Annotated in this window: 23 protein-coding genes and 3 pseudogenes; 19 read left to right on the forward strand and 7 right to left on the reverse strand. The window is 68.8% G+C overall.

All coding sequences use genetic code 11. The annotated features are described in order from the left end of the window. Positions 1 to 8: 8 nt before the first annotated feature. The 4 genes from OG285_RS24970 to OG285_RS24985 all read right to left on the reverse strand — a co-directional run bounded on the left by OG285_RS24970 (position 9) and on the right by OG285_RS24985 (position 3,153). Entirely contained in the window at positions 9 to 1,112 is a 1,104-nt protein-coding gene (locus OG285_RS24970; protein WP_371534869.1) for a tyrosine-type recombinase/integrase, read from the reverse strand. 65 nt (positions 1,113 to 1,177) lie between these two features. After that, the gene (locus tag OG285_RS24975; protein WP_371792247.1) at positions 1,178 to 2,341 is read right to left on the reverse strand and encodes a tyrosine-type recombinase/integrase; all 1,164 of its coding nucleotides are present in this window, start codon (positions 2,339 to 2,341) and stop codon (positions 1,178 to 1,180) included. Positions 2,342 to 2,450: 109 nt separating this feature from the next. Then, on the reverse strand, positions 2,451 to 2,738 hold the full coding sequence (locus OG285_RS24980; protein WP_371792248.1) for a hypothetical protein: 288 nt from the start codon (positions 2,736 to 2,738) through the stop codon (positions 2,451 to 2,453). After that, positions 2,728 to 3,153, reverse strand: coding sequence for a hypothetical protein (locus OG285_RS24985; RefSeq protein ID WP_371792249.1), 426 nt, complete (start codon positions 3,151 to 3,153; stop codon positions 2,728 to 2,730). Before OG285_RS24985 ends, OG285_RS24980 begins: the two co-directional genes overlap by 11 nt. Positions 3,154 to 3,721: 568 nt before the next feature. Here OG285_RS24985 and OG285_RS24990 point away from each other — a divergent pair. From OG285_RS24990 to OG285_RS25000, 3 genes are all read left to right on the forward strand, one after another. Continuing rightward, complete coding sequence (locus tag OG285_RS24990; protein WP_371792250.1) at positions 3,722 to 4,462, forward strand: DUF2786 domain-containing protein; 741 nt, start codon at positions 3,722 to 3,724, stop codon at positions 4,460 to 4,462. A 70-nt stretch (positions 4,463 to 4,532) separates the two neighbouring features. Continuing rightward, positions 4,533 to 4,988, forward strand: coding sequence for a DUF6197 family protein (locus tag OG285_RS24995; protein ID WP_371792251.1), 456 nt, complete (start codon positions 4,533 to 4,535; stop codon positions 4,986 to 4,988). Between the two features lie 103 nt (positions 4,989 to 5,091). Next, a complete protein-coding gene (locus OG285_RS25000) occupies positions 5,092 to 6,864 on the forward strand; it encodes a ParB/RepB/Spo0J family partition protein (protein ID WP_371792252.1) in 1,773 nt (590 codons plus the stop codon). 234 nt (positions 6,865 to 7,098) lie between these two features. Here OG285_RS25000 and OG285_RS25005 read toward each other — a convergent pair whose 3' ends face one another. After that, the gene (locus OG285_RS25005) at positions 7,099 to 7,344 is read right to left on the reverse strand and encodes a hypothetical protein (RefSeq protein WP_371792253.1); all 246 of its coding nucleotides are present in this window, start codon (positions 7,342 to 7,344) and stop codon (positions 7,099 to 7,101) included. Positions 7,345 to 7,491: 147 nt separating this feature from the next. Here OG285_RS25005 and OG285_RS25010 point away from each other — a divergent pair, with 147 nt between their 5' ends. From OG285_RS25010 to OG285_RS25045, 8 genes are all read left to right on the forward strand, one after another. Continuing rightward, positions 7,492 to 8,709 carry a hypothetical protein gene (locus OG285_RS25010; RefSeq protein ID WP_371792254.1) on the forward strand — a complete coding sequence of 406 codons (1,218 nt, stop codon included), beginning with the start codon at positions 7,492 to 7,494 and terminating at the stop codon, positions 8,707 to 8,709. A 380-nt stretch (positions 8,710 to 9,089) separates the two neighbouring features. Next, positions 9,090 to 9,443 (forward strand): hypothetical protein, encoded by a 354-nt coding sequence (locus tag OG285_RS25015; protein WP_371792255.1) that lies wholly within the window; start codon positions 9,090 to 9,092, stop codon positions 9,441 to 9,443. Between the two features lie 371 nt (positions 9,444 to 9,814). Next, positions 9,815 to 10,330, forward strand: a complete 516-nt coding sequence (locus tag OG285_RS25020; protein ID WP_371792256.1) for a GNAT family N-acetyltransferase — start codon at positions 9,815 to 9,817, stop codon at positions 10,328 to 10,330. 1,391 nt (positions 10,331 to 11,721) lie between these two features. Further along, the gene (locus tag OG285_RS25025; protein WP_371792257.1) at positions 11,722 to 12,612 is read left to right on the forward strand and encodes a hypothetical protein; all 891 of its coding nucleotides are present in this window, start codon (positions 11,722 to 11,724) and stop codon (positions 12,610 to 12,612) included. Between the two features lie 119 nt (positions 12,613 to 12,731). Next, positions 12,732 to 13,154, forward strand: a complete 423-nt coding sequence (locus tag OG285_RS25030) for a DUF6409 family protein (protein WP_371792258.1) — start codon at positions 12,732 to 12,734, stop codon at positions 13,152 to 13,154. Positions 13,155 to 13,484: 330 nt separating this feature from the next. After that, positions 13,485 to 14,843: a DUF3560 domain-containing protein gene (locus OG285_RS25035; protein ID WP_371792259.1), complete on the forward strand. Its 1,359-nt coding sequence runs from the start codon at positions 13,485 to 13,487 to the stop codon at positions 14,841 to 14,843. 111 nt (positions 14,844 to 14,954) lie between these two features. Next, a complete protein-coding gene (locus OG285_RS25040) occupies positions 14,955 to 15,605 on the forward strand; it encodes a hypothetical protein (protein ID WP_371792260.1) in 651 nt (216 codons plus the stop codon). Between the two features lie 74 nt (positions 15,606 to 15,679). Next, positions 15,680 to 16,144: a GNAT family N-acetyltransferase gene (locus OG285_RS25045; protein WP_371792261.1), complete on the forward strand. Its 465-nt coding sequence runs from the start codon at positions 15,680 to 15,682 to the stop codon at positions 16,142 to 16,144. 9 nt (positions 16,145 to 16,153) lie between these two features. On the opposite strand, the gene OG285_RS25050 is transcribed toward OG285_RS25045, so the two are convergent. Next, on the reverse strand, positions 16,154 to 17,029 hold the full coding sequence (locus OG285_RS25050) for an IS5 family transposase (protein WP_371792262.1): 876 nt from the start codon (positions 17,027 to 17,029) through the stop codon (positions 16,154 to 16,156). Positions 17,030 to 17,141: 112 nt separating this feature from the next. Here OG285_RS25050 and OG285_RS25055 point away from each other — a divergent pair, with 112 nt between their 5' ends. From OG285_RS25055 to OG285_RS25090, 8 genes and pseudogenes are all read left to right on the forward strand, one after another. Beyond that, on the forward strand, positions 17,142 to 17,570 hold the full coding sequence (locus OG285_RS25055) for a DUF6197 family protein (RefSeq protein WP_371792263.1): 429 nt from the start codon (positions 17,142 to 17,144) through the stop codon (positions 17,568 to 17,570). Positions 17,571 to 17,613: 43 nt separating this feature from the next. Next, positions 17,614 to 17,739: pseudogene (locus tag OG285_RS25060) on the forward strand (DUF6181 family protein); the annotation flags it as partial. Positions 17,740 to 17,765: 26 nt separating this feature from the next. Continuing rightward, positions 17,766 to 18,011, forward strand: a pseudogene (locus OG285_RS25065) (DUF6181 family protein); the annotation flags it as partial. Then, positions 18,008 to 18,298: a DUF6349 family protein gene (locus tag OG285_RS25070; protein WP_371792264.1), complete on the forward strand. Its 291-nt coding sequence runs from the start codon at positions 18,008 to 18,010 to the stop codon at positions 18,296 to 18,298. The pseudogene OG285_RS25065 and the gene OG285_RS25070, both read left to right, overlap by 4 nt. Next, a pseudogene (locus tag OG285_RS25075) lies at positions 18,288 to 18,614 on the forward strand (DUF6349 family protein); the annotation flags it as partial. The gene OG285_RS25070 and the pseudogene OG285_RS25075, both read left to right, overlap by 11 nt. A 201-nt stretch (positions 18,615 to 18,815) precedes the next feature. Continuing rightward, positions 18,816 to 19,094, forward strand: coding sequence for a DUF6211 family protein (locus tag OG285_RS25080; protein WP_371792265.1), 279 nt, complete (start codon positions 18,816 to 18,818; stop codon positions 19,092 to 19,094). Positions 19,095 to 19,137: 43 nt separating this feature from the next. Then, positions 19,138 to 19,791 carry a hypothetical protein gene (locus tag OG285_RS25085; RefSeq protein WP_371792266.1) on the forward strand — a complete coding sequence of 218 codons (654 nt, stop codon included), beginning with the start codon at positions 19,138 to 19,140 and terminating at the stop codon, positions 19,789 to 19,791. Positions 19,792 to 20,241: 450 nt separating this feature from the next. Beyond that, complete coding sequence (locus tag OG285_RS25090) at positions 20,242 to 21,846, forward strand: hypothetical protein (protein WP_371792267.1); 1,605 nt, start codon at positions 20,242 to 20,244, stop codon at positions 21,844 to 21,846. 217 nt (positions 21,847 to 22,063) lie between these two features. On the opposite strand, the gene OG285_RS25095 is transcribed toward OG285_RS25090, so the two are convergent. After that, on the reverse strand, positions 22,064 to 22,879 hold the full coding sequence (locus tag OG285_RS25095) for a sulfite exporter TauE/SafE family protein (protein ID WP_371792268.1): 816 nt from the start codon (positions 22,877 to 22,879) through the stop codon (positions 22,064 to 22,066). Positions 22,880 to 22,906: the final 27 nt, after the last annotated feature.

Genomic DNA, 22,906 nt, shown 5'->3' on the forward strand with positions numbered 1-22,906 from the left:
CTTCCTCTTCAGGCTCCGGCGAACGCCGGGGCCAGTGCCTTGTGCAGGGAAGTGTTCATGAAGTCGTCGCTGACGTGCGTGTAGATGGCCAGGGAGCTGTCGCACTCGTGGCCGACCTGCTGCTGGATGAACCGGCGGTCGACTCCGTCCTCGGTCAGATGCGTGACGTAAGAATGTCGGATTGAGTGGGGAGTCAGGTCTTTTGGGAGCTTTAGAGCGTCTCGGTATGCCTCGAACCGGTCGTTGATGGAGCCGGGCTGGAGACGGCCCCCACGTTCCGTGATCCACAGAGCCGGGTGATCGGGGAACCCGAAACGAGGCCGAACGTTTTCGACGTAGTCGGCGACCGCCTCGACGGCCCAGTCCATCACCGACAGCACGTTCCGCCGCCGCGGCGGCTGGCCCTTCTTCGCCTTGCCGTAGCGGACGTTGAGCGTGCCGTACCGGCCGAACTGCCGGGCCTGCGGATTGCGTCCGAAGTCGACGACATCGAGCTTGGACGTCTCGGTCCGGCGAAGCCCCCACCCGTAGATGACCTTGAACAACGTGGCGTCGCGGTAGGCGGCGAGGGCCCCCTTGCGCTTGGCCTTCACCGCGCGTGCGACCTGGTCGTCGGCGTAGTCGAGGAAGCGCTGCAGCTCTTCCCTTGTGAACGGCCTCGCCTCTGGATTGCCTTCGTAATCCTGCAGGTGAGGGAGGGTATTCCACTCATGGCAAATCGCCACCGGGAAGGTGCCGAAGGCTTCTTCGCACGCTGGGACCCAGCCGTATCGGGCATCGATGAGGAGCTCGGTGAACAGCCCAACGGTGCCCTGGTAGCTGCGGATCGTGGAGGGTGCCAGGCGCCTCTCGCTCGTCAGCGAGGCCGACCATTCGTCCAGATGGGAAGGCGTCCATCGCCAGGGGTACTCGTTGGTGAACTCCAGGAACCGGCGGATCAGCCGTTCCCTCGGGGCGATCGTCTCGTCCTTCAGCCCTCGCGACTTCTGCTGAGCACGCCAACCGCGCAGCATCGCGTCGAACATCGCGTCCTCGGGACGCAGCTGAACGACCCCGGAGACGAGCTCCATGTGGGCCGAGCCGGCCAGGGCCACCTTGCGCTGATGCACCACTCCAGACCATCCCTTCTGGAGAGCAGATCATGCATCAGAAGGGATCAACTCGGCAACATCCCTGTTCAGGAGGCCAGTTCGTAGAGGCTATGGACTCCTTCCGTTTCCCCCCACGACCAGGCGACCTGCGGTTTCTCGCCCGTCTGATGCAATTCCGGAGGGTTGGTGTAGAGCGCGGTGGTGGACGCGTATTCGTGGCCGACCTGGTCTTGGACGAACCGCTCCGGGTAGTCGAACTCGATCAGGTGCGTGACGTAGGAGTGGCGCAGGCAGTGCAGGTCGAGCTCCACAGGCAGGCCGGCCGCGTCGCGGGCCTCCTCGAACGCCTCGTTCAACGAGCGGCGCGAGAGTCGGCTCTGACGCTCGGTCACCCACAACGCCGGGAGTCGGCCAGGGCCGAAGGCAGGCCGGATCTCGTCCAGCCACTGCTCCAGCACCGGAACGATCCAGTCCATCTCCGGGACCGTGAGCACCGTTCGCCGCTTGGGCGGGCTGCCCTTGGACGACTTGCCCCAGCGGACGTAGAGCGCGCCGCATCGGCCGTACTGGTGGGCCTTGGGATTGTGCCGGAAGTCAGGCAGGTCCAAGCCCCACGCTTCCCTGCGGCGCAGACCGTAGGCGTAGACGGTCTTGAGGACCATGGCGTCACGCATTGCGGCAAGCGCCCCTTTGCGCCGCCGGGCCCTGATCTCCTCCACCCGGCCGTCCGCAGCGTCGAACAGCGCCTGAACCTCGTCGTAGGTCAGCGGGCGGCGGCGGGGATCGCCTTCGTACTCGGTGACATGCGCGACGGTGTTCCACTCGTGCAGGATCTGCACCGGCGCCTGTCCGAACTTCTCCTCACACTCCCGCGGCCACGCATAGCGGGCATCGGTGATGTACTCCATGAACAGCCGCAACGTGTTCTGGTAGCCGCGGGCCGTGGAGACCACGATCGGTCGTGCCCCCGACCGCAGGTGGTCGATGAACGCCTCCACCTCGGCTGGTCGCCACTGCCACGGATACTCGTTGGTGAACGCTGCGAAGCGCCGCACCAGATCGATGCGGGATTGAATCGTTTCCGCCTTCAGGAACCGGGTCCGCTGCTGCATCGACCAACCGTCCATCATCGCGGCGAAGACCGCGGGCGCTGGGTCGAGGTGTACGACCCCCGAGGCCAGCACGAGCGAGGCCGCACCCGGCAGTTCAGCTGCTCTCGTCACGATGCATTCAACGCAACATCGATGCATTGGTTACGTCGTGGTCGACATCACTGCAGGCCGGTAACAGCAGAGAGGGAGCCAACCCTTGGTTGGCTCCCTCTCTCACGTGCTGGTCAACGACCTCAGCAACGGGTGCTCAATGATGCAGCAGATGCAATTCCGCTCGTTTGCTGGCGTGGCCGGTGCTGGAGATCCCGCCGAGGAAGAACCAGCAGTCCTCGGTTGACGAGGTCCGGTAGACCTTGGCCCAGTACCGGGCCCGAACGGACTCATCGGCCAGCCAGACCAGCCACTCAACGGCTGGTATCCGCACGGTCGTTGGCTCACCGATGAGGGCAAGCTGTTCGTCAACGTGAGCGGGCCCGGCCCCGTTCACCGCCGCGAGCGGGAAGAGGCCGGGCCCGAGGTCGTTTTCAGGCGGCATCAGCCCGGCTGCCGTCCGCCGTGACGATCGGGGCCGGGGCGTCCGAGACTGGAGAAGACGTCTCTGCCCCATCTGGCCGAGGCTTACGGCTTCGAGTGGAGCGGGGCCGCTCGGCGCGGGTCCGCAGCACTTCGATGATCTCCTTCGCCCGAGCGGCGGTAACAGGCTTCGCCTCACGTTCCAGGTCCTCCGCAGGCACACCCAGCAGCTCTGAGACCAACTCGGCGTCATTGTCGAACAGCCGCAGAACTACAGCAGCAGCTTCGCGCGCCGTGACGTCGGCCTCCTCCTTCGCCCTGGCCGCCTTCACCGCAGCCTCACGCGCGGTCAACGCGTTCGCAGCGGCCAACTCTCGCGTCTTCGCCTTCAGCGCTTCAGCAGCGCGAACCCGCCGCCGCAGCTCCGCCGCGCTCACTGGTCCTGCCGAAGTGGTGCTCACCCGTGCCCCCGGTTCTGTTCGAAATCACTGCTCATCGCACGCACCGTAGGCACAGGTCCGCGGACATCTCGAACCACCAGCTCATTGGGTGCCGGCGGGGGCGAAAAGGCTGCCTCCGGCGGGTCCTACTCGGAGGGAGTGGGGGCTGGTTGGTTGGGTGCGGGTTCGTTGTGGTGCGGGTGGTGGGGGCGGGGTTCCCTCCTCGGCCGGACACCCCAGGGGGCGTACCAGGAACCCGGGCGCGGTGTCCAGGCCGAGCCGCTGCGCGGTCGCTACGCGAGCCGGGACACCGCGCCCGGAACCCTGGTACGGCAGAGCTGTCCGACCGAGGAGGGAACCCCGCCCAGAGGCCTGTTGTGGCCGGGCCCGGCCGAGCGGGTGCGAGCCGGTGGTACGGGAAAATAGCAGGTCAGGGCCTATATTCGGGTTGACCCAACCCCTGTAACATGGTTTAATTAGTGATGTCGGAAGGGGAGGGCAACACCCCAGCCGACACCGGTAGGCCGACCGGCCGCCGACAACCTCTCTCGCCAGGAGAATGAACGTGAGCACCACGAAGGCCCCCGCGAAGCTCGAAACCATCCGCGCCCTTCTCGCCAAGGCGGAGGACCCCCGTACGCCGGAGTCGGAGGCGGAGCTTGCCCGGAAGCGGGCGTTCCAGATGATGGCGAAGTACGGCGTCGAACAGGCCATGCTCAACGACGCCAACCCTGCCAGCGACGCCCCGGCGGACCGCAAGATCGTTCTGGACAACCCCTGGGCGATGGAGCGAGTCCGCCTCGTCAACCGCATCGCGCTTGCTCTCGGCTGCCAGCTCATCCACCTTGGCCGGGACGGTAGCGGCCCGGCCCGCCGGGTTCACGTCTTCGGGTACGTGAGCGACCTTCAGCGCGTCGAACTGCTCTACACCTCTCTACTGCTTCAGATGAACAGCGGGCTGGCCGCTCAGTCGGTCCCGCCGGGCCAGGGCGCGCGTGCCTGGCGTCGGTCCTGGCTCCTCGGCTTCATCAACCGGGTTGGCGACCGCATCGAGGAGGCCGAGCGCGGCGCACGCGAAGAGGCCAGGGGGGGGACCAGCGCCACCGGGCGCAGCGCGGCCCTCGTGCTCGCGGACCGCAAGGCTGTCGTCTCCCGCAACTACCAGCAGGCATACCCGCGTTCACGGAAGGGCGGCACTACGACCATGACCGGCAACGGGTACGGGTCCGGATGGATCGCGGGAAGCCGGGCCGACATCGGCGGTAAGTCGATCGGCCGCACCTCGGCTGGGTCCATAGCCGCGTAGCCCCGTCAGGGCCGGGGGCGGCCGTCCGCCCCCGGCCGTCGAGCCCGCGACCAACCCAGGAGGCATGACCGTGCCGACACGAAAGCTCCCGGCCACCCCCGCCCGCATCCTCACCGCCGCCGCCGACCACATCGAACGAGTCGGGCTCTATCACGGTGACCACCTCTGGCAGCCCGGCCGGATGGGCGACACTGCCCCGTGCACCGTGCTGCATGCATGGGAACGAGGGGTGCGCTCCGTCCGGCCCCGCTGGTCCGTACGCGGTGAACCGTGGAACATCTTCCAACGCGCCCTGTTCGACTCCCTTGTGGTGCTCAGCAACCAGGTCAACGGCCGTCCCGTGTCCAGGGTTCGGTGGCGAAAGCTGCGGCTCACGGAGGACGCCTACCGGCGCACCCTCCTGTGGTGCTGGGGCGACGAGCCCGAGCGAAACACCGCCGAGGCCGCCGCCATGATCCGCACCGCCGCGGCCCTGCACCCGAGTGACGGCGATCACAGCATCCTCGGTTCCCCGCTCTCCCGATAACATGGTTTAATTAATGATGCCGGAAGGGGGAGGGCAACCCCCCGACCGACACCGTCACCGGGCCGAACGGCCCGACGAACTCTCACCAGAAAGAGAAGGACCGATGACGAAAACCAAGACCCAGGCCAGCGTCCAGACCGCTCCTGCCCCGTGGCCGACCCTCACGGTCGCCGAGCTGGCCGCGCACCCCGGCAACGTCCGCGATATCGAGGCCCCGGCCGATCTGCTGGCCGACGTGAAGGACATCGGCGTCATGGAGCCGCTGTACGTCGTGCGCACCAACGGCGACGTGCCGCAGATCATCGACGGGTTCCAGCGACTGGCCGCCGCCGTCGCCGCAGGGCTGGAGACCGTTCCGGTCACCCCGCGCCCCGTCATTCGGATCGACGCGCTCACCCCGCACCCGAAGAACGCCCGCGAAGACCTCGACCTCAACCCGCCGTTCGTGGAATCCCTCCGCGCCGAGGGGTGCCGCATCCCCGTCAAGATCCAGCGCCTTGACGGCGGAGTCCTCCAGATCAATGACGGAAACCGCCGCTACCACGCCGCGACGGACGCGGGCCTTACCCACCTGCCGTACGAGTGGGAGGACGACGACCGCGACGCGGCCGGACAGTTCCTCGACATGATCACGACCGCTCAGCACCGCAAGAGCCTGAGCGCTTCCGAGATGAACCAGGCCATGTTCAGCGCCGCCGAGGCGGGCGCGCAGGTCGGCCGCATCGCCAAGGCCGCAGGCGTGCGGCAGAAGGACGTCAAGACGCTGGTCAAGGTCCGGTCCGACGAGAAGCTGTCGGCCGCCGTCAGCGGCGCGAGCAGCTATGAGTGGACGTTCGAGCACCTGGCCGCGCTCTCGGAGTTCGCGGACGACGCCGAAGCGCTCGCTGCGATCACCGAGGCCGCCGCCGACGATGACGCCGACGAGGGAGACGTTGACTGGGCCATCGCCGTCGAGCGGACCAAGCGCGACAAGCGGACCAAGGCCGAGGCCCACCGCGCGGATCTGGAGGCGGCCGGGCAGAAGATCCGGGACGCCGAGGAGCTGTCCGAGCGCGCCATGCCCGTGTGGCGGCTGCGTGGCATCAGCACCGAGGAGCACGCCGACTGCGAGGGGCTGGTGTGGGTGTTCGACGAGCGGCGGGCAGACCGGTACGAGCCCTACTGCTCCGCCCCGGGCCTGTACGGGCACACGGTGCCCGAGGGCAGCAGCAGCGGCAGCGGCGGCACGAAGACCGCCGCCGAGGTAGAGGCCGAGCGCGCGGCCCGCGCCGCCGTCAAGAAGGGGAACATCGACTGGGACGCGGCCGAGGCCCTGCGCCGGAAGTGGATCACCGACCTGATCAAGCGGCGCAACCTCCCGAAGGCCACGACCAGCACCCTGATCGGTCACGTGAACAACGCTCTTCTGAACGCCAGTTGGGGACTCGATGATCTGACCAAGGAGCCGACGACCGAGATCCTTGCCGCCTTCCTGGGGCTGAGCACCGAGCAGGCCAAGGACCGGGGTAACTTCGCCGGGCACGTCGCCAAGGACCCCCGCAGGGCCCCGCAACTCCAGTTCGCCGCCATCGCCGCTGTACGGGAGAAGTGCGCGAACCGGTCCGCGTGGAGGACGGACAGCCAGCGCGCCCCGTGGACCCGGAAGCCCACCGGCCGGTGGTTCCAGGTGCTTGCGTCTCTCGGGTACTTGCTCACGCCCATTGAGCAGTCGGTCGTGGACGACGAGCCGTACGACCCGTCGAAGAAGAAGCCCCGCGCGATCACGTCCGGCAGCGAGCCGGAGGCCGAGCAGGAGCCCGGCACCGACGAGGAGGAGGGCGAGCCGGAGGCCGAGGAGGCCGACGACCCGGCCAGCGACGACGAAGCCACCGTCTAGCCGCCTTAGTCGCCCGACGCCGGGGGCGGGAATCCTCCCGCCCCCGGCCACCCCCAGGAGCCCCACAGTGACCCGTACAGCTCTGTTCGAGACCCACGCCGACGACCACGGTTGCGGATGCGTCCCCGCCCCCGCCGAGCCCGACCCCGGCACCACCGCCGACATCATGCAGGCCCGCGCCATCGCAGGCGGACTGGCGGAGTTCGGCATCGGGCCCCGCCGCTGGTCCGCCGCTTACGACCACCAGGCCGCCGCCGTTGTCCTGCGCGTGGACACCCCGCGCGGGCTGTACGCGCTCGCCATCCCGGCCCCGGCCAGCCGTTCCCCGTCCGCCACCGTGGCGAGCGCATCGGAGCGCTGGACTGCCGCCGCACGTACGGCACCGCCGACAGCTACACCGCCGCTCTGTTCGCCGCGTTCCTCCGCGACCGCGCCGCACTCGACATCCCCGGCTGCCGGGGGGCTTGCCCCATGCCTCAAAACATGGTTTAATTAATGATGTCGGAGGGGGAGGGCACCCCTCCTCCGACACGACGGGCCGCCAGCCGGCCCGAGACCGGCCGTACGCGGAGGGCAACCCGCCCGGCCGGGCCCGCGATTCCTCTCTCACCAGCAGGAGCACCCACGATGACCAGCGCAGCCATGCGGTTTTCCATCCCCGCGACCGCTCAGTCCCGCGTCCGTCAGCTTGTCGAGGCGACCAACGCCCGCGCCGCCGTCCACCACCTCAGCGCGTACGCGATGGACATCTCCAAGCCGTTCCTTGCCGACTACCACGACATCGACGGCCGCCTGATCGGCCAGCGCCCCACCGTCACCGTGACGATCTCCGGTGACATCCCCCGTCACCACGGCTGGACCGTCATCGCCCGCCTGGACCACGACGAGGAGGGCGAGACGATAACCAGCCTGTTCCCCGGTCTGCCCGAGCAGGACGCCGAGGCCGCGCGCCAGTACCGCGCCATCGAGTCCTTCTGCCACGGGTGTGCCGTCGCCCGGCACCGCACCGCCACCTACCTTGCCCGCCACGAGACCGGCGAGATGCGGCAGTTGGGCACGACGTGCGTCGAGCCGTACACCGGTCTGCCGATCAAGGGACTTGAGGCCCTGTGGCGGTTCGGCACGCTGAAGGACTCCGATTGGGACGGCGAAGAGGGCGGCATCCCGGCCGATCTCCGCGTGCCGGTGATCGAGGTGCTGCGGGTGACCGCCGCCATCGTGAACACCGAAGGCAGGTTCTACAGCCGGTCCGAGCAGTGGAAGAACACCCCGCCGACCGCCGACGGCGTCGAAGCGTACTTCTTCGACCGCAAGGCCCCGATGGAGTGGCGGGCCGGCATCGACGGCGACCCCGACGCGCCGACTACCGCCGTCGCCGTCCGGGCATGGGCCGTCCAGGGATACGGCAGCCTCTCCGACTACCGCCACAAGGTGGGCCAGTTGGCGAAGGGTGAGACCGTCGATCCGCGCCACCTGCCGGCACTGGTGTCCGCCATCGCGGGTTGGTACCGCGACCAGGAGAAGGAGGCCAGCGAGCGGACCGCCCAGAACTCCCGGCCGCAGGGCACGGTGGGCGAGCGGATCACCACCGCCGCCACCGTCACCACCGTGATCGAGCTGGAGGGCCGGACGTACGGCTACCACACCCAGCGCCGCCGACTGGTGAAGTTCCAGGACCCGAGCGGCAATGTGTTCATCTGGTTCAGCTCCGCCGCCGACATCCCCGACCAGGGCGACCAGGTCGAGCTGACCGGCACGGTCAAGGACCACAGCATCTACGGCGAGACCGCACAGACCGTGCTCACCCGGTGCCGCGTCGCCGCGCGAGAACCGGTCGCCGCGTAGCAGCAGCCCCGGCCGGGCGGGAGCCACCGTCCGGCCGGACCCAGGCCGCCGGGCGGTGGGGTGGGCGGCATCGAGCCGCCCACCCCACGCTCCGCCCACCGCCGTTCGGGCACGCCCGCGTCGGCGGCCGGCCTCACTCACCGGCCCCCCCCGTACGAAGGGCGTCCCTCCGGGACGGCTCAGCCTGGCCCGGCTCGCAGCCGGACGGAACGTCCGGGCCGCGGGCGGCCCTCCCGTCCCGTCCGGACGCCGGGCCGAAGGGCGTGCCCTTCGGGCACGACGCCACTTTCCATCGCGCTCCGCACGATGACGGGCGGCATCTCCCCGACGCCGTACGGCACGCCGCCGACCGCACCACCGAAGTCCCGAGGAACACCCCTATGCCCGAGAACGCACCCGTCACCCCGCATCAGGTTGCCCACCCCGGAAACCCGTCCCCGCAGACCTGTATCCAGGTCGCCAGGCAGGCCGCGATCCGCGCCGTCACCGCAGCCGACGACGCCATGACCGCGATGTGCCGCAGCCGGTCCGGTGCCGCCGTCCGTCTGGAGGCGGCCATGTACGCGGCCCACAAGGAAGCCGTCGGAGCCGAGGGGCACGCGGACCGCGCCAAGCGGTACGCCGATGACCCCACCATGCCGAGCAGCGCCCCCTTGTACTGCGCCCGTGCGGCCGTCGGCCACGCTGTTCGGGCTCAGTTGGCCGCCGGAGCCGAGACGACGGCTGTCCTTTGACGGCGAATTTAGTCGTGTGCAGCTCGCTGACCTGCGGCGACTGGATTGGATGTCAACGAGTTGTCGGACGCGGGGGTGATGACGAAACACGCTGGACGGGGACCGGCCGCAGGGGCCGAGCTGGGACTGCCTTCAATTCGAAGGGCGAGTGACGGGGTGTGTGGTATGTTTGATGAGTTCGTGTTGATCCAGGTTGAGGATGAAAGGGAGGTGGGGCTGATGACCGCACTCAAGGCCACTGCGATGCGCAGCGCCCGGACCGCCCTCACGTCCCGGGCGACGGTCTGACCCGTCACTCCTGCCCCGCTGAGAGCGTGAGCTCGCGCGGCATTCCCTGCACGAACCTCACCATGAAACGGATTCATCCCGTCATGCGTACCCACAGCAACTGGATCACCCGCGCCGAGACCGGCGCCGACATCCCCACCATCCACGAGATCAACCTCGTTGCGTTCGAGACCGCGATGGAGGCCGACCTCGTCGACTCTCTGCGCGCCGACACCTCCTGGATCGACGGCCTCTCCCTTGTCTCCACCGACGAGGACGGCACCCTCATCGGCCATGCCCTGCTGACTCGCTGCCACATCGGGGATATCCCGGCCTTGTGCCTGGCCCCCGTCGCCGTACGGCCCGAGTACCAGAAGAGTGGCGCCGGCTCGGCAGTCATCCGTGCAGCCCTCCAGGCTGCTAAGGAGATGGACGAGTACTACGTCACCGTCCTCGGACACCCGACGTACTACCCGCGCTTCGGCTTCACCCGCGCCTCAACTCATGGCATTGGCCTGACCATCGACGTCCCGGACGAGGCCATGATGGCCCTCACCCTGGACGAGGCCCACCCGCTGCCCAGCGGCACCGTCCGCTACGCAGCACCCTTCGGCATCTAATAGCACGACCCGTCGTGCGAGGGGGGCTTCGGCCCCCCTCGCGCGGCCCACAACTTGAAGAACGCCCGTCGGGAGTCGAAACGGCTGGGTTCGCTGTCAAAGGACAACGGCCGAGGACCTGCGGGCCGAACTGGAGCGCAAGCTGACGTCGGCCGAGTACGCCGAGCGGGAGACCGAACGTCGTCGGGAAGAGGCCGAGCGGGAGGCCGAGGAACGTGCGGCCACTGGCATGGACGCGGACAACCGGAACCAGACGGTGAGCAACCGGTATCTCGCCGAAGGGCACGTTGCCGAACTCGGTTGGACGGCGGGGCACGCCCGCGTGCTGGAAGCCGCCGAGTCCGGGCGCCTGTACTGGCGAGACGGTAGGGCCCGGCAGGCAGCCCGGCGTGGTGTGTGGTCCGGTGGCCAGCGGCTCAGTCGCGACCGGACTGAGGCCCTGTTCGCCGCGCGGTTCCTCGTCGCCGTCCGCCAGGGCGACGGCACCCGCGTATTGACGCCCCAGCCCGATGGGTCAGGTCGCCCTTGAACTGGCCCGGCTCCACCCCGCCGGACTCCACGAGAGCGACCAGGCCGCCTACGAGGCACGGTTTGCACGGGTCCGGCGACGCCACAAGCGCCGCGACGACCAGAAAGCCGCAGCCCGCGTACTGCCGCCGCTCGATTCCAGCGCCCGGAACCTGTACCGGAAGCCGGTCACCCTCACTGAACAGCGGGTCCGCGCCGAGCGCGACGCCGCCGACGCTGGGAGGACGAGGGCGGCTACTGCTCCGGCGCTCACGCTCCGCGCCCCGCGGTGGACTCCGTCGCGAGCTCGCCCGTCCGGATCACCCTGCCCTTGCACCGGCACACCGCCGTGCAACCGGCCTTGTGGTGACGGTGACGCATCCGAGCGCCGCCCGACCAACCATGTTCCGGCGAACAGTTTCGTTGGGTGCCGGCGGGGGCGGAAGGGCTGCCTCCGGCGGGTCCTACTCGGAGGGGGTGGGGGCTGGTTGGTTGAGTGCCGCGCCGTTGTGGTGCGGGTGGTGGAGGCGGGGTTCCCTCCTCGGTCGGACACCCAGGGGGCGTACCAGGAACCCGGACACGGCGTCCAGGCCGAGCCGCTTCGCGGTCGCTGCGCGAGCCAGGACGCCGCGCCCGGAATCCTGGTACGGCGGAGCTGTCCGACCGAGGAGGGAACCCCGCCCAGGCCCGTTGTGGCCGGGCCCGGCCGAGCGGGTGCGGGCCGTGGGTGCGAGGAAAGGCCAGGTCAGAGCCCTTATTGGGGTTGACCCAACCTCTAGAACATGGTTTAATTAGTGATGTCGGAAGGGGGAGGGCAACCCCCCAACCGACACCCCGAGGGCCAGCTGCCCCGGACGCCTATCTCTCACCAGGAGGACCGCGACATGCCCCGCAAGGCCAAGATGACCGACGAAGAGCGCCGGGCCTACTCCGCCAAGATGCGCGGTGAACTCGAAGCAGTCATGGATCGCGCGTACGGCGCGATGGTCGCCAGTGAAGAGTTCTGGGCCGCCGTCATGCGCACGGCTGCGAACCTGACCCACGCGGACCGCGACGACCGCAGCCCCACCAACTGCATGGCCATCGCCGCCCAGCACCCCAACGCCACCCACGTACTCAGCTCCGGAGACTGGCGAAAGGTCGGGCGCTTCCCGGTTAAGGGGTCCACTTCCCTCCGCATCTGGACGCCGGTCAAGCGGCGGCCCGAGGGGGGTCAGGAGGTCACGGCCGCAGCCGCCGACGGCGGACAGCGAGAGGCCGCCAGCGAGGCAGCCGAGGGTGAGACGCGAAAGGTGTCCGGGTTCAAGGCCGGGCCGGTTTTCGACATCAGCCAGACCGACGGCGACGCCTATGAGCCGCCCGCCGTCACCCCGCTCGCCGCTGAGGTCATCCGCGATGTCCTGGTGAACCAGTACCGCGACCAGTATCACGAGGACCCCGAGCAGGCCGGGGGGTTCGACTTCACCCAGGAAGCCCCCGACAACGCCGTCCGCATCCTCCTGTACGGCCACGCGTGGCGACGTATCACCGAGGCGGAAGCGCCCCTTCCCGGCCAGCACGCCGCCGAGGTCGCCTCGGCCGCGCACGCGGCCGCGCTCATCCTCGGAATCACTCCGGGCCCCGCCGTCATGCCGCCGCTCGCAGGCATCATCACCCAGGACAGGAAGCCCCCGGTTCACGAGTCCGCCGTACGGGCCATCGAGACCGGCCGCGCCATCGCCCGCGCGGTTAGGGCCGCCGCCGAGCACCGCCGTGAACTTGCCGTGACCGGTTGACCCGAACCCAGGAACATGGCTTAATTAATGGTGTCGGAAGGGGGAGGGCAACCCCCCGACCGGCACCCCCGCCGGGGCCGACCGGCCCCGGCGGAACCTCTCACCAGACAGGGCACGACATGCTCACCACCGACAAGAAGCCCACCGTCCAGGACTTCCCCACCGCGACGCTCGTGATCGCCGGACCCTGGCACCGGGGCCACCAGCTCGACACCCGCCCCGCCGTCGTCGTGGGCCCCTTCGGCGGAACGGAGTTCAAGGACACGGCCACCATGACCGTGGTCTGGTACTTCACCCTCGGGGCCCCGCAGCCCGGCGACAACGTCCAGGCGATGTTCCCCCACGAGCTGACGCCGCTTGACGACACCCTCACCACGATGAACCCGGATGTCTTCCGGGACATCGTGTGCGGTCTGCGCCGTGGCCGGTTCGCCTACGACGACGGGAATGAACTGCGCGCCGCCGCCCGCCAGGCATGGCGCGAGCGGACCGGACTGGCCGACGCCGACCCGGTCGCCCGACACACGCTCCACCGCAGCTGACACCGAGGCCCGCCGGTCCGGGGGAGGGCAACCCTCCGGACTGGCAGGCCCCCAGCACCCCAGCGGACACCCCTTCGGGGCGGCAGGACAGGTCCGGTGCGTTCACCGCCGTCGGCCGACTCCGCCGCAGGCGGCTCCGCCGACCGACGACGGGCACCGGACCGCAGCGGACGCGCCCCGCCGGGGCGCGACTGCCCCTGTCGCCGCGCAGGCGCGACGACCCGCGAGCCGATCGTCCCTCACGGCCCGCGCCGGTGGTGCAGCGCCGCTGCCAACGCACGGTCCGCCCTGCGGCCGGACCACAAACTCTCACCAGAAAAGACCAGTTCAGTGACTATCGAGATCACCCACACCCGCCGAGAAGGAACCCTGATCGAGGGGACCAGCCGGGGCGACGGATCGGCCGAGATCCTGCGACTTCGCGAGTACGGCCGCACTCAGCGCCAGCCCTTCCGCTGGAGCAGGAACCTTGACTGCTGGTACCTCCCGCACAGCCGCGACCACGCCACCTACACCCCCTCGCTCGAACTCCTCGCGCAGCGACTCCGAGACGCGGGCTACGAGGTCACGCTGACCATCGACAACGCCGACCGCCGGAGCTTCAGCGAGGCCGAGGAGGAGCGGGAGGAGAAGGCCGAAGACCGCGCGGATCGGTTCGGCGGATACGCCGCGAGCGCCGCCCAGTCCTCCGAGGCCGCGTGGAAGAAGAGCCACGACATATCCGAGCGGTTCGCCTTCGGTCAGCCGATCCTCACCGGTCACCACTCCGAGGGCCGCGCCCGCCGCGATCACGCGCGGATGGACGACGCGATGCGCAAGAGCATCGGCGAGAGCGACCGCGCCGCCCACTGGACCGGCCGGGCGCAGGCCGCCGCGAACTACCAGCAGTTCAGGAAGGACCCCGGCCGCACGCTCCGCCGTCTCGACAAGTTGCGGGCCGACCTCCGCGCGGTCGAGAAGTGGCAGCGCGGCGAGTCCGCCAAGGGGTATTCCCGGAACCCGGCAGACCCGGAGCTGGAGATCGAGCACCAGGAGCTGACCGAGGAGATCAAGCACTGGGAGAAGATCATCAAGGACACCGAAGCCGAGGGCTTCAAGGTGTGGTCGAAAGCCGACTTCACGCGCGGGGACTTCGTTCTCTACCGAGGTACCTGGTACGAGGTCCTGCGGGTCAACCCGAAGTCCGTGACCATTCCGCACATCCATAACGGCACCGGCAAGCGCATCGTCCGCGCCACCGGCAACCGGCACGACGACTGGACCTGGACCGCCCCTTACGACGACGTGTCCGGGCGCAAGAGCGCCGACGCGATGCAGCAGCCGCCCCAGGCCGAGACCGCCGAACAGCATGAACAGGCCAAGCAGTCCCCGCCGGTCGAGGAGCCTGTACCGGCGGCGAAGCCGACCCCCGTGGCGGCCCCCGCCGCAGGTGCGAACTGGCAAGACGGCATGGCGCTGGTGCTGATCGCCTCGAAGAACTCCAGCCGCCGCAAGCGGCGTGCCCTGTGGGCCATGACTCGCCGCGAGGCACAGGCCGTGTGCGGCGACCCCCGCACCTTCGGCCGCTCCTACATGCTCACCTGGACCGACCGACCGGCCCGGCACCGAGGGCACCGACTGGGAATGGGTCCCGGACAACGGCAGCCACGCGCCAGTCCTAGACGAGCTGGGCATCACCCCGCGCCGTGAATGGACCGCCGCCCCGCAGGCCCCCGCCAACGCCGCGTAACCATGCCCCGCCCGCCCCGGCGGCCGAGTGCGCCGGGGCGGGCCCCTCTCTCACCAGAACAGGGCACCACCATGACCACGCAACTCCTCGAACGACTCGCGACCATCACCGTCCCCGACACCGAAGCGCGCAGGCTCATTGTCCCCGCGACCGAGGGCAGCACCACCGTCCCGACATACCGCGTCGGCTCCCCCGACATCCAGTGCCGATACCCCGTGATCATCGGCGGAGACCAGGTCATCGGCCGCGCCTACAGGTGGCACCGTGACTGGCTCGTCCTCACCACCGAGGGCGAACGCAACCTCCGCCGCCCGCCCAAGGGGACCCCCGGCACCGACATGGCCGCCGCCCATCTAGCGGGGGAGTACGCCGCCGGTCGGATCGACGCCGTCCCGCTGGACCAAGTGCTCGCCGAGGCCCCAACTCCGTTGTGCGGGCCGGTGCCACTCCTGCACCCGAGGATGCCTGTCACCGATCGCAACATCGACGGTGCCCAGATCGCGTTCGCCGGACTCCGGGCCCACCACTGGCGGGCAGTCCTCACCGGATTCCCCGGCAGCGATAACCACTGGTTCCTCAGCTGCGAATTGTGTGACTGGCAAGGCCCGAAGTTCTGGAGCCACCTGCGCGGGCGCAACGAAGAGCCGCCGAGCGCGCGCCGTCACAAGGGCGGGTGCATCGGAGAGGACAAGGTCCGCCGACTGATCCCCGCCTACCACTAGGTCGTGTTGCGAAAGTCGATCAAGGTCCAGCTAATCGAGTGCGAGAGCACAGCTGCACTGGCATACTCCGCGCGGTGACTACCCACCACAGCTCTGGCCCGGCCCTGATGACCGGCGCACGCGACGCCGAACTCAACGAACGTCTGAATGCCGAACTCATCGCCTTCAACGCTGCCGCGACAGGTTCGGCCGATCGCGACATGTTTTCAGTCAAGGTCACCGATGAAGCCGGTGAGTTGATCGGCGGCTTGGCTGCCTGGACCTGGGGCGGTTTGTGCGGCATCGAACTGATGTGGGTGCGCGAGGGTGACCGCAAGGATGGATGGGGCAGCAGGATCCTGCATGCTGCCGAGGCCGAGGCCCAGCGGCGCGGCTGTGACCGCGTAGCTGTCTCTTCCTTCACCTTTCAGGCTCCAGACTTCTACCAGCGGCACGGCTATGTCGAGACCGGCCGAACCCTGGGGTTTCCCGGTGGACATGCGGATGTGCACATGTTCAAGCCGCTGACGTCCGGGCTTGCGGCGTCGGACGAGGGGTGAACGCTTGTCTCACAGCCACTCGTTGATCGCGGCGATCAGCACGGTTGCTTCGTAACGGACGGCGAGCTTGTCGTATCTTGTCGCCACGGCCCGGTGCCGCTTCAGGCGGTTGATTCCGCATTCGACCGCGTGACGCTCGCGGTAGTCGTCAGGGTCGAAGTGCGGGGGCCGGCCGCCGCGGGAGCCGAGCTTCTGGCGGTTTCGTGCCTGGTCGGCCTTGTCCGGGATGGTGCAGCGGATTCCTCGGTGACGTAGGTAGGCGCGGTTCCTACGGGAGGCGTACGCCTTGTCCGCGCGGACCCGATCGGGGCGGACGCGTGGCCGGCCTGGTCCGATGCGGGGCACGCGGACTTTCTTCAGTACCGATTCGAATTGCGGTGAGTCCCCGCGCTGCCCTGCTGTGATCACGATCGACATGGGTTTCTGGCCTTGCTCGACGGCCAGGTGCAGCTTGGTGGTGAACCCGCCGCGTGAGCGACCCAGGCCATGATCGCCAGGCTCGATGAAGACACCGCCCGGTGGTTCCTTCTGCAGGTCACCCTGCTTGCGGGCGCCGGCCGCATGCTGATGAGCGCGGCACACGGTCGAGTCGACGCTCAGATCCCATGTGATCAAACCCTTCACGTCGGCCAGGGACTGGAGCCGGGTAAGGATCCGCTGCCAGGTTCCGTCCCGCTGCCATCGGCGGAAGAGGTCGTAGATCCGGTACCACGGCCCGTACTCGACCGGCACGTCCCGCCACGGAACACCGGTCCGGACCCGGAACCGTATGCCGTCGATCAGCAGCCGCCGGGACCAAACGGGCGGCCGCCCCGTCTTCGCTCCCTTCGGCAACAACGGTTCCAACATCGCCCACTGCTCATCCGTGAGATCTCCCCGCCCCATGAACCGTGATCATTCAGAGCTTGTGATCCACTTTCGACACACGGCCTAGCAGCCTGACAGGGGGGGGCGGCGGCAGCGCGCCGCCGACCCCGTCTTCCCGAAGGACAGCACCGTGCCGACCCGCCACGCCCCCGGAAGTATCGTCATCGCGGACACGCCCGCCGCGATCCTGGAATGGGCCGCCCGCCGCATCGAACACGTCGGCCTCCACCAGGGCCCCCGCCTGTTCGCCGGGCCCGGCCGCACCGCCACGTTGCCGTGCTGGCCGCGCGGCGCCCTCGAAGTCGCCGCCGGCCACGGGCGGGGAGCCGCCGGCCGGACGTACGACTGGGACCGCATCAACCACGCCCGCGACCAGGCGTTCGCCATCCTCGCGGAAACCCTCGCCGGGCACCCCGTCGAAGCGGACGACCCCGCCGCCGCCAAGGCCCTCCACCGCCAGACCATCGACCGGTGGAGCGCCGAGCCCGGACGTACCGCCGCCGACGCCGCCCTCGCCTTCCGCAGCGCCGCCACCCGCGCCGAACACGCCCTGTTCTGAGCCCGCCGCCCGCCAACACCCCGAGTCATCGAAGGCCCACACGATGGACGAGACGACAGAAAACCGCAGCACCACCAGGACACCGAGCCGCCGAGGAGCCGCCACCCCCAGCCGGGACGGCGTCCACCGGCTCAGCGTCCCCCTCCACCCCCGGCTCAGCGCGACCGAGCTGATCCGCACACCCTCGCGGCCCCGGGGGAATCCGACCTCTCCGCCCTCGACCCCGTACAGATCCGGTCGCTCATCGCCGACGTGCTCACCCAGCACGGCTATGACGTGCTCGACCGATCGCCATACGACCCGGAGCTCAACCGCCACCGGGACGCCCGCCGCGCCGTGCGCCGCGCGTACGGGCCGCGGTTCCTCGACGCTCCCGAAGAACAGGCCGTGCTCGCTGATCCTCTCCGCGAAGTGCTCGCCGGCGGAAGGAGAACGTCATGACCGCGCCCGTCACCGAGCCGACCGGAGCACGGGCACGGCAGACGTACTACTGGCGGGTGCGCAACGCACGGACGAGCCCGCCAACCGCGAGCGCGGAGCAGGCGTGGCACATCCACCCCGGACACCCCGGCGGCGCCTACTGCGACCTCGGTCACGAGCTGGACCCGCCCGCACACCACACCCCGCCCCTGATGTCCCGCAGCCGTTGGACCCGTCCGCCGGAAAGAGCAGCAGTTCCGGGGCGGGTGTCTCGCCTGCGGCTGGGAAGGCCCCGTTCACCGCGGTAGCGGATACGGCGACGGCGACAACGAGGCAGTGGAGGACGCCCACGACCACGCATTCCCCGGCTGGCGGACGCTGCCACCGATCACCATGGTCGAGGACCGATGGGCCGTTCTGCAGAGCCGGAGCCGCTGGGCTCAGCTCACCTCCCAGTACCCGGAAGGCTGGATCGACCAGGGCGCCCCAGTCCTGGCTTGGAGCCGGTACCGCCGCGAAGCTCACACTCCGCCGAACGCGGGACACCCCCGCTACGAACTCCACGTCGCCCGGCCACCGAGCGGCAAGAGCCGCCGACCCCCGGATCAGGGGGCCCTCTTCTGATGACCGCGGTCCTCCGGATCAGGGACCCACCCCCACTCAACCCAAAGGTGGTTTAATTACTCCGCCGTAAGTGGAGCGGGCAACCTCCGAGCGGCAGCGCGTCCCACGGACGCCGCACACCCCAGACAACAGATGACGGCCAGCGCACAAGGGCAACAAGGCGCTGGCCGTCGGTGTCTCTCTCACCAGAAAGACCACATCATGATATGCGACCGACACCCAGACTGCCCCCAGCCTGGCGACATCGCCCAGCTCAAGAGGGGTAACAGCATCGGTGCTGATCACACTGACAGCTTCGTCGTCGTGGAGGACTTCCCCCCGACCGGACGGCACCTCGTGCTCAACCTCCCCACCGGTCACCTCGGCCGCGCCGACTGGGCCGCCGCCGTTCCCCTGGCCGACATCGCCACCCTCACCCGGCTCGAAGCGGCGGGCAGCCGTACATGGGCGCCGGCCCCAGAACCGGACGACACCCAGTGACCCCCACCGAGCGGTCACGACCCCGAGCACACAGGAGACGACCGTGCCCAGAAAAACCAGCCGCACGCTCTACTCACGAGCGGACCTACGCCAAGCTCACGGCCTCAGCGAGTCCACGCTTCAGAACCTCTGGACCGACCGGGAGAACAACGGTCACCCGCCCGTCGCGGAGACCATCGACGGCGTCATGCACTGGGATGACGCCGTCTGGGCACCGTGGCACCACGAGCTTCAGCGACAGCGTGCAGCCGCAAACACCACCAACTCGCCGAAGCTCGACGGCGACCCCGAAGAGATGGTCGGCCCGGCCGAAGCGGCGAAGGTCTGCGGGTTCGCCGACTCCGCCACCGTCTCCCACTACGTCAAGAACCCGCCCGAGGGGTGGCCGCCACCGGACGGCTGGGACGAGCTCCCGACCCGGCGGCGCCCGAAGTGGAAGCGCTGGCACCTGTGGCAGTACCTAGCGAACCGGAAAGGCCGGGGCCACGCCGGCGGGCGGCCCAAGGGCCGCCGGGGCCTGGCCTACCCGTACCAGGGGGACGAGCGGCTCGCCCTCGCACGAGAGGCCATCGCGGCGAACCCCGGCGCCACGAACGCCACCCTGATTCCCCAACTTCAGGAGCAGACAGAGAAGACCTACTCTCGGCCTGTCTGGAACCTGATCCTCAAGTCCGCCCGCGAGCATCCCGAGGAGTGACCCGTGCTCGAAAACTGCTGCCCGCGCTGCGGAGGGCCGATCGGTGTACGCCCCGCCCGGACCCGTCTCAAGGTCGACCGTGAGGTACGGATTTGCACTACGTGCGGGACGGACGAAGCCGTGCGAGAAGCTACTCACCAGCCACCAGTCCCATTCGGTGACTGGCCGATGAAATAGTCAATGAAGCGGGGAGGACCACCATCGGGCCGGATCGTGTCACTCCCCGTCTTCACATCGCGCAGTACTTCTGCGTCGCGGACCGGCGTCGTCAAATTCACACTCGGCTCAGCAACAAAAAAGACCCGCAGCAGCGCCCGGGTAACAGTGCTGATTGAGAGACCGCTTCCCTTTCAAATCGGAGGCGGCGAATTCGATACGGTGAATCATCAGGGCCGGGCAGGTCGCTCTGAGTGTCCTGCCCGGCCCAGCCGTATGTGAGAGGAGTTTCCCGTGGCCGAACAAGCCGGTAGGACCCAGCTCCGGTGGGCATCGTTCAGCACCGCGGCGGACTGGAGCGCCGATGTGGCCTCCCTGACCGAGCTGGCCGCAGATGCCGCAGTGGTCGCCGAACACGACGGCAAGCTGTACTGCGTGCAAGTAGGCCGCCAGAGCACGGACGATGCCGGATCAGAGGAGGAGAGTTCCACCCTCTGGTGGACGGTCTTCGACCCCGCCGGCGAGGACGAAACCGGTGCTGGCGCCGACTGGACGCCCAAGCGGCAGGTCGATGGTGTGGAGGTGGCACAGCTGCCCTCCCTTGCCTCGTTTCGCGGGCAGCTGTTCCTCGCATACCAGGCCGACGCCAACGTGGTAGAAGACGAGGACGGCCGCCGTGAACTCGGGCTCATGATCCTCGACGAGGATGCAGGGACCTGGACACCCGCCGACCACGGGCTGGGCAAGGGAGTGTCCACCCCTGCCCTCGCGGTGCACAAGGACCGGCTGCACGCCGTCTACCAGAACAAGCCCACCGATGCAGGAGCCGCCAGCGGAGAGGTCGGCGTGCACCGTCTCTTCGACGGCTCGGGCTGGACAGACGCACCCCACCTTCCACAGGAACTCGGACGGACCCTTTCCCTCGTCTCCTACGGAAACGTGCTCCACCTGTTCGTCAACGACGGCACTGTGATGCACTACCGGGCGCTCGATGGTCTGGAGTTCGACACCTCCGGGCGGCAGGTCAGTTCGCCTCTTCTCGATGTTGTGCAGGGGGAGCGCGTGGCTACGGCGGTCTACGACGGCGAGCTGCACATCGCCTTCTCCGTCGTCTTCAGCGACGAAGGCACCCCTCGTGTACGGATCGCCACTCATGACGGAACGGTCGCTCCAATGGGACAGGGAACCGTCCCGCAGGCGTCCTGGACGGAGCGCTCGGACCTCATCTTCCGAGGCGACCCTTGGTCACCGATGTTCCCCAGCTTGGCTACCTACATCGGCTTCGCTCCCGATCGGTCGCCGCAGAAGCGGCTCCTGCTGACCTGGACCGGTCTCTCCCACGCCGTGGAAGTGGAACGCGCCACCACCATCCCGGTGGATGAATGGGAGAGTGCTGTGGCCGAAGCCGAAGGGAAAGCGGGAGCAGCGGCGGACACGTACCGCGCCGCCTTCGAGGTCGGCCGCCCAGATGGAGAGCGCGTATTCGTCGGTGGTACCGACTTCAGCCACGACGGGTGGAGCCGAGTCGAGCATCTGCTCGGCGCGCAGGTCTGTACGAACGACAAGGGCCAGCACAGCATCCGCGCCGTATGGTCAGGAACTGCCTCTTACGCTTTGCTTTCCGTCTGGTTGCCGGACACCGACTTCCGTGTCCGTGGTGCACTCCATTTGGTGCAGGCGGGCGAAGCCTCACGAGTCTCCGACTTCGACAGCACACGCACCGACGACTGGACCAGCGCGCACGGCGCCAGCTGGATCGACCTGGAACCCGGTGAGTACACCATCGTCCTGGGCAGCGGAGCCGTGAAATTGGGCGGATACCGTCAGGCATACCTGGGCCAGGAGACTGGGGCCGACGTGAACCTCCGTCCCCTCCGGGTAACTGTCACCATCAGCTGATCATCATCGCGACTTGAGCCCCGGTCGGCAGGGCGCTTCTACCCCTGACGACCGGGGCTTCGTCATGCCGCTGTATCGATTCGGCCCTGGACAGCTGCCTTGAGCCGCGGACGGTGCCCCGATGGCGGACGACACCCACAGCTCAGAGTCGAACGACTCAGCAGATCTCCGCACGCAAGTACACACGGAGGTGACACCAATGACGCGCAGAGATACGTCAGTCGTGACGAGCGAGCTTGACCGAGGAGACGAGCAGAATCACGGCCAGCACGGGGATGAGCACCAGGTCCGAGAAGACTCCGACCAGGAGGCCGCCCAGCATCGCGCCGACGATCGACCCTGCGGCCATGACCACGGTGAAGCGGCGGTTGGCGCCCAACACCGCGAAGCTGCCGTCCCGGCTGTATCGGGCGAAGGCGACCAGCATGGTCGGCAGTGACACCAACAGGGACAGACTTCCCGCCGTCTTGATGTCGACGCCGAACAGCAGCACGATCGTCGGGATCAGCAGCTCGCCGCCGGCCACGCCCATGATCGCGGCGACTACCCCGATGCCGAACCCGGCGACCACGCCCAGGGGCACTTGCGCCCACACCGGCAGTGACAGCGTGCCGACGGTGGTGACGTGGGTGACCAGCAGCGCCGCAGCCATGAGCACCATCAGGGCGGCCAGCACCTTGTAGAGGGTGGAACTGCGCATCCGTACAGCCCAGGTCGCCCCGGCCCAGGCGCCAATCAGACTCCCGGCCAGCAAATTGACCGCGATCGTCCAGTGCGCGGCCAGGGCGGAGGCGGGGACCGCCGCCAGCCGGGCGGGCAGCGCGACCAGCACCACTACTAGGCTCATCGCCTTGTTCAGGATGACCGCGGAGAGCGCGGCGAATCCGAACAGACTGATCAGCAGCGGCAGCCGGAACTCTGCGCCGCCCAGGCCGATCATCCCGCCCAGGATGCCGATGGCCGCTCCCGCACCGAAGACCAGGGGCATCGGGTGCGTGGAACGTGCGAGATCAGTGTTCTGGTCAGCGGCCATGACGGACATCATTGCCGGGCGTGGAGC

The organism is Streptomyces sp. NBC_01471 (assembly GCF_041438865.1).
Classification (GTDB): Bacteria; Actinomycetota; Actinomycetes; order Streptomycetales; family Streptomycetaceae; genus Streptomyces.

Bases quoted from the DNA above. Each gene is read 5' to 3' on its own strand.
- OG285_RS25000 (WP_371792252.1), top strand. From the start codon at position 5,092: ATGACGAAAACCAAGACCCAGGCCAGCGTCCAGACCGCTCCTGCCCCG.
- OG285_RS24975 (WP_371792247.1), bottom strand. From the start codon at position 2,341: ATGCATCGATGTTGCGTTGAATGCATCGTGACGAGAGCAGCTGAACTG.
- OG285_RS25010 (WP_371792254.1), top strand. From the start codon at position 7,492: ATGACCAGCGCAGCCATGCGGTTTTCCATCCCCGCGACCGCTCAGTCC.
- OG285_RS24980 (WP_371792248.1), bottom strand. From the start codon at position 2,738: ATGCCGCCTGAAAACGACCTCGGGCCCGGCCTCTTCCCGCTCGCGGCG.
- OG285_RS25015 (WP_371792255.1), top strand. From the start codon at position 9,090: ATGCCCGAGAACGCACCCGTCACCCCGCATCAGGTTGCCCACCCCGGA.
- OG285_RS25050 (WP_371792262.1), bottom strand. From the start codon at position 17,029: ATGGGGCGGGGAGATCTCACGGATGAGCAGTGGGCGATGTTGGAACCG.
- OG285_RS25025 (WP_371792257.1), top strand. From the start codon at position 11,722: ATGCCCCGCAAGGCCAAGATGACCGACGAAGAGCGCCGGGCCTACTCC.
- OG285_RS25020 (WP_371792256.1), top strand. From the start codon at position 9,815: ATGCGTACCCACAGCAACTGGATCACCCGCGCCGAGACCGGCGCCGAC.
- OG285_RS25030 (WP_371792258.1), top strand. From the start codon at position 12,732: ATGCTCACCACCGACAAGAAGCCCACCGTCCAGGACTTCCCCACCGCG.
- OG285_RS25040 (WP_371792260.1), top strand. From the start codon at position 14,955: ATGACCACGCAACTCCTCGAACGACTCGCGACCATCACCGTCCCCGAC.
- OG285_RS25070 (WP_371792264.1), top strand. From the start codon at position 18,008: ATGACCGCGCCCGTCACCGAGCCGACCGGAGCACGGGCACGGCAGACG.
- OG285_RS25080 (WP_371792265.1), top strand. From the start codon at position 18,816: ATGATATGCGACCGACACCCAGACTGCCCCCAGCCTGGCGACATCGCC.
- OG285_RS25095 (WP_371792268.1), bottom strand. From the start codon at position 22,879: ATGGCCGCTGACCAGAACACTGATCTCGCACGTTCCACGCACCCGATG.